Below are 3,724 nucleotides of genomic sequence, written 5' to 3'. Positions count from 1 at the left end.
CTGCCATACTCATCGCATCCGCTCGGTTGGGCGTCAGTCCTAGCTCAATAATCATGTCATCTAGATTTAGAAGGGAGATCGCATTTGCTCCTACTTCCACATCCTCTGGAAAAACATAAATCCCGTCTGCATATTCTTTTGGCACGTCTTTCTCATCTACGCCAAGCTCTTGAAGAGAGCAGATCATACCATTCGACTCTTCTCCACGAAGTTTTGTCTTTTTAATTTTAAAGTTACCCGGAAGTACAGCTCCTGGTACAGCTACCGCAACTTTTTGTCCTTCAGCAATATTTGGAGCGCCACATACAATCTGAAGCGTTTCTCCCCCCACATCCACTTGACATAGAGATAATTTATCAGCATTCGGATGTTGTTCGCAGGACTTTACGTGTCCGACAACTACGCCAGTAACTTTTTCCGCTACGGGCTCGACACTCTCTACTTCAATGCCTGTTTTTGTAATGATTTCCGCTAGTTCTTCTGGTGTATATTTGCTAACGTCAATATATTCTTGCAACCAATTTAATGATACGAGCATAGTTTTTATCCTCCTTTACGCTTTATGATACTGCTCTAAGAATCGAATATCGTTCGTGTAGAAATTACGGATATCATCTACACCGTATTTCAGCATCGCAATTCGCTCTGGTCCCATTCCGAAGGCAAAGCCTGAGTATTCTTTCGGGTCATATCCTGCCATTTCAAGTACGTTCGGGTGAACCATACCAGCACCCAGAATTTCAATCCATCCTGTGCCTTTACATACGGAACAGCCTTCTCCTCCGCAAACCTTACATGAAATGTCCATTTCTACGGATGGTTCCGTGAAAGGGAAGAAACTTGGACGAAGACGGATGTCCCTCTCTTCACCGAACATTTGCTTGGCAAAAGCGTTCAATACCCCTTTCAAATCACTCATACGAACATGTTTATCAACCAGCAGTCCTTCAATCTGTGTGAACTGATGAGAGTGAGTCGCATCATCGGTATCGCGGCGATACACTTTACCAGGGCAGATCATTTTTACGGGTTCACTTCCATTTTTGTCGTTCATCGTTCTCGCCTGAACGGGAGACGTGTGCGTACGAAGAAGAAGCTCTTCTGTAACATAGAAGGAGTCCTGCATATCACGAGCAGGGTGTCCCTTTGGAAGATTTAACGCTTCGAAGTTGTAATAATCCGTTTCAACCTCTGGTCCTTCTTTGATCTCAAATCCCATACCGATAAAAAGATCTTCGATTTCTTCCACAATACTTGTGAGAAGATGAGGACCTCCGACCTTAACAGGACGGCCAGGCAGCGTCACATCAACGCTCTCTTCTTCTAATTGCTTTTCTAACGCTTCATCTTCTAGACGTGTTTGTTTCGACTCAATGGCCTCAGCAACTTGCTCTCTTACTTCGTTTGCCAACTGGCCAATGACCGGACGTTCTTCCTTGGATAACTTGCCCATTCCTTTTAGTACTTCTGTAATCGGTCCTTTTTTCCCTAGATATTCTACGCGAACATCTTTTAAGCCTTGAACATTATTCGCTTGTTCCACTTTTTGCAATGCTTCTTGCTTCAGTTGCTCTAAACGTTCCTTCATGGAAAGACTCCTCCTTTAAATGAAAATAAAAAAAGCCCCATCCCTATAAAAAGGGACGAGACTTGTATGGTCGTTTCGCGGTACCACCCTTGTTGACACAATTCATTGTGCCCACTTAAGTTCAATAACGGAAAGAATTCCGGATCACGAGTGTGATCAGCTCAAGAGTGAATATTCAATAACTGACACGATAGAAGCACTTCCAGTCCAAGATGCTTCCTCCCTTGATCGATTTACAATCATTTACTTAGCTCTATCTAAGCTTTTCAAGTATATAGGTTTCTTATAACTATTTTTAAATTATAGAGAAAGAATAAGGATATTGCAACCCTATCCTTTCATGTGATACATCAAGACTGCAGCAGCAATAGCAACGTTTAAGGATTCAGCCTGCCCATAAATCGGGATATAAACATGCTCGTCTGCCAAAGCAGCAATTTCATCTTGAATTCCCTGCCCTTCATTTCCAACAATCAGAGCAGCTTTTTCAGGAGTGCTCAACTGCTTGAATGGAGTCGAGTCGTCCAAGGTGGTGGCCCAAATTTCTATTCCCTGATCCTTTAATGGCTGCACGAAGGCAGCAAGATCTCCCTGGATAAATGGGATATGGAACAAGGATCCTTGAGTAGCTCGAATAACTTTGTCATTGTAAGGATCCACCGTTCCTACCCCAAGAATCACTTGGTCAAATCCAGCGGCGTCGGCAGTGCGGATTAACGTACCTAAATTTCCCGGATCTTGCACGGCATCGACCATTAAGGTCAAAGGAACGGGAGAGAACTCCGATTGTTTTTGTTCAACGACAGCCGCTATTCCTTGTGGTGTCTCCGTTTCTGAAATAGCTGCAAAGACTTGGCTGCTCACTTCAGTCGTTTCGATTCCATCTGGTAATGGAAATTCTACGCCTTCTTGAAGGATGAATTCGTGAATGCGCCAATCACTTCTCACTACTTCTTCCACTAAATGGCGTCCTTCCACTAAGAAGCGTTGTTCACGGTTCCGATTCTTACGTTTATGTAATTTTTTCCATTCTTTCACTTTTTGATTTTGTAATGAAGTTAACATTCGCGTCCCTCTTCTGTTTGGTTGATTTCTCACTTATCATACATAGCTTCCTCCCCTTTGGTCAAACTAAGACTGAAAATTTTTATGGGTTGACCTTAATGAAAAGGAGGACATCTGATATGAACTTGAATCTAAGACAAGCGATTCTTTCCAATGTCAGCGGACATAATGCTCAACAGCTCGAAGCTACGATTGATGATGCATTACAAAAAGGGGAAGAAAAAATGCTTCCTGGTTTAGGTGTGTTTTTTGAATTGCTTTGGGAAAATTCTAACGAGCAAGACCACCAAGAGATTCTTAATACCCTTGAGCAAAGCTTAAAACAACAAAACGCTCAACAATAAATCAAGCGCTAAAACTGGATAGAGATTTTAAAAAAGCCAACCCGCATTTTTTGCGAGCTGGCTTTCGTTCTTATTGGAAAGTGATTTCTTGTACTTTATCCGCATCTAGACCTTTAATACATTCAACGATCAGGTTGACGGCATTTTCAAAATCATCACGGTGAAGCATTGCTGCATGAGAGTGAATGTAACGTGTCGCAATTGTAATCGACAATGCCGGAACTCCATCGTGACTCAAGTGAATCGAGCCAGAGTCGGTTCCACCGCCAGCAAGGGAGTCGAATTGGTAAGGAATTTCCTTAGCATCTGCCGTATCCGTTACAAAGTCGCGTAAGCCTTTGTGAGATACCATGGATGCATCGTAAAGAATGATTTGAGGTCCTTTACCCATCTTACTGGAAGCATCTTTATCAGAAACACCAGGGGTATCTCCAGCAATCCCTACGTCCACACCGAATGCGATATCCGGATTGATCAAGTTAGCCGAAGTACGTGCACCACGCAACCCTACTTCCTCTTGTACTGTTCCAACACCATAAACGATGTTCGGGTGTTTCTCGCCTTTCAAGCGTTTAAGCACCTCAATGGCGATCGCACAGCCAATACGGTTATCCCAGGCTTTTGCAAGCAGCATCTTTTCGTTTTTCATTTGCGTAAATTCAAAATATGGAACAACTGAGTCTCCAGGTTTTACACCGAACTCTTCAGCCTCTTCACGGCTTGAAGC

Annotated in this window: 5 protein-coding genes and 1 other annotated feature; of the genes, 1 reads left to right on the top strand and 4 read right to left on the bottom strand. The window is 43.1% G+C overall.

Translation table 11 applies throughout. The features are described from left to right. From ytpR to LD39_RS11555, 3 genes are all read right to left on the bottom strand, one after another. On the bottom strand, nucleotides 1–538 hold a 538-nt coding region (gene ytpR / locus LD39_RS11565), incomplete at its 3' end, for a YtpR family tRNA-binding protein (RefSeq protein WP_035546512.1). Between the two features lie 15 nt (nucleotides 539–553). After that, nucleotides 554–1,588, bottom strand: coding sequence for a phenylalanine--tRNA ligase subunit alpha (pheS, locus tag LD39_RS11560; RefSeq protein WP_035546510.1), 1,035 nt, complete (start codon nucleotides 1,586–1,588; stop codon nucleotides 554–556). A gap of 48 nt (nucleotides 1,589–1,636) precedes the next feature. Beyond that, nucleotides 1,637–1,857: a binding site (T-box leader), on the bottom strand. 61 nt (nucleotides 1,858–1,918) lie between these two features. Next, nucleotides 1,919–2,653 (bottom strand): RNA methyltransferase, encoded by a 735-nt coding sequence (locus LD39_RS11555; protein ID WP_035546508.1) that lies wholly within the window; start codon nucleotides 2,651–2,653, stop codon nucleotides 1,919–1,921. A 119-nt stretch (nucleotides 2,654–2,772) separates the two neighbouring features. Here LD39_RS11555 and sspI point away from each other — a divergent pair, with 119 nt between their 5' ends. Continuing rightward, nucleotides 2,773–2,997, top strand: a complete 225-nt coding sequence (sspI, locus tag LD39_RS11550; RefSeq protein ID WP_035546506.1) for a small acid-soluble spore protein SspI — start codon at nucleotides 2,773–2,775, stop codon at nucleotides 2,995–2,997. A 70-nt stretch (nucleotides 2,998–3,067) separates the two neighbouring features. Here sspI and LD39_RS11545 read toward each other — a convergent pair. After that, the coding region (locus LD39_RS11545) for a M42 family metallopeptidase (protein ID WP_035546504.1) at nucleotides 3,068–3,724 on the bottom strand (657 nt) is incomplete at its 5' end.

The organism is Halobacillus sp. BBL2006 (genome assembly GCF_000786645.1).
In the GTDB taxonomy this organism is placed as follows: Bacteria; Bacillota; Bacilli; order Bacillales; family Halobacillaceae; genus Halobacillus.
Note: the sequence above shows the minus strand (reverse complement) of the source record. Positions and strands in the feature narration are given on the sequence as shown.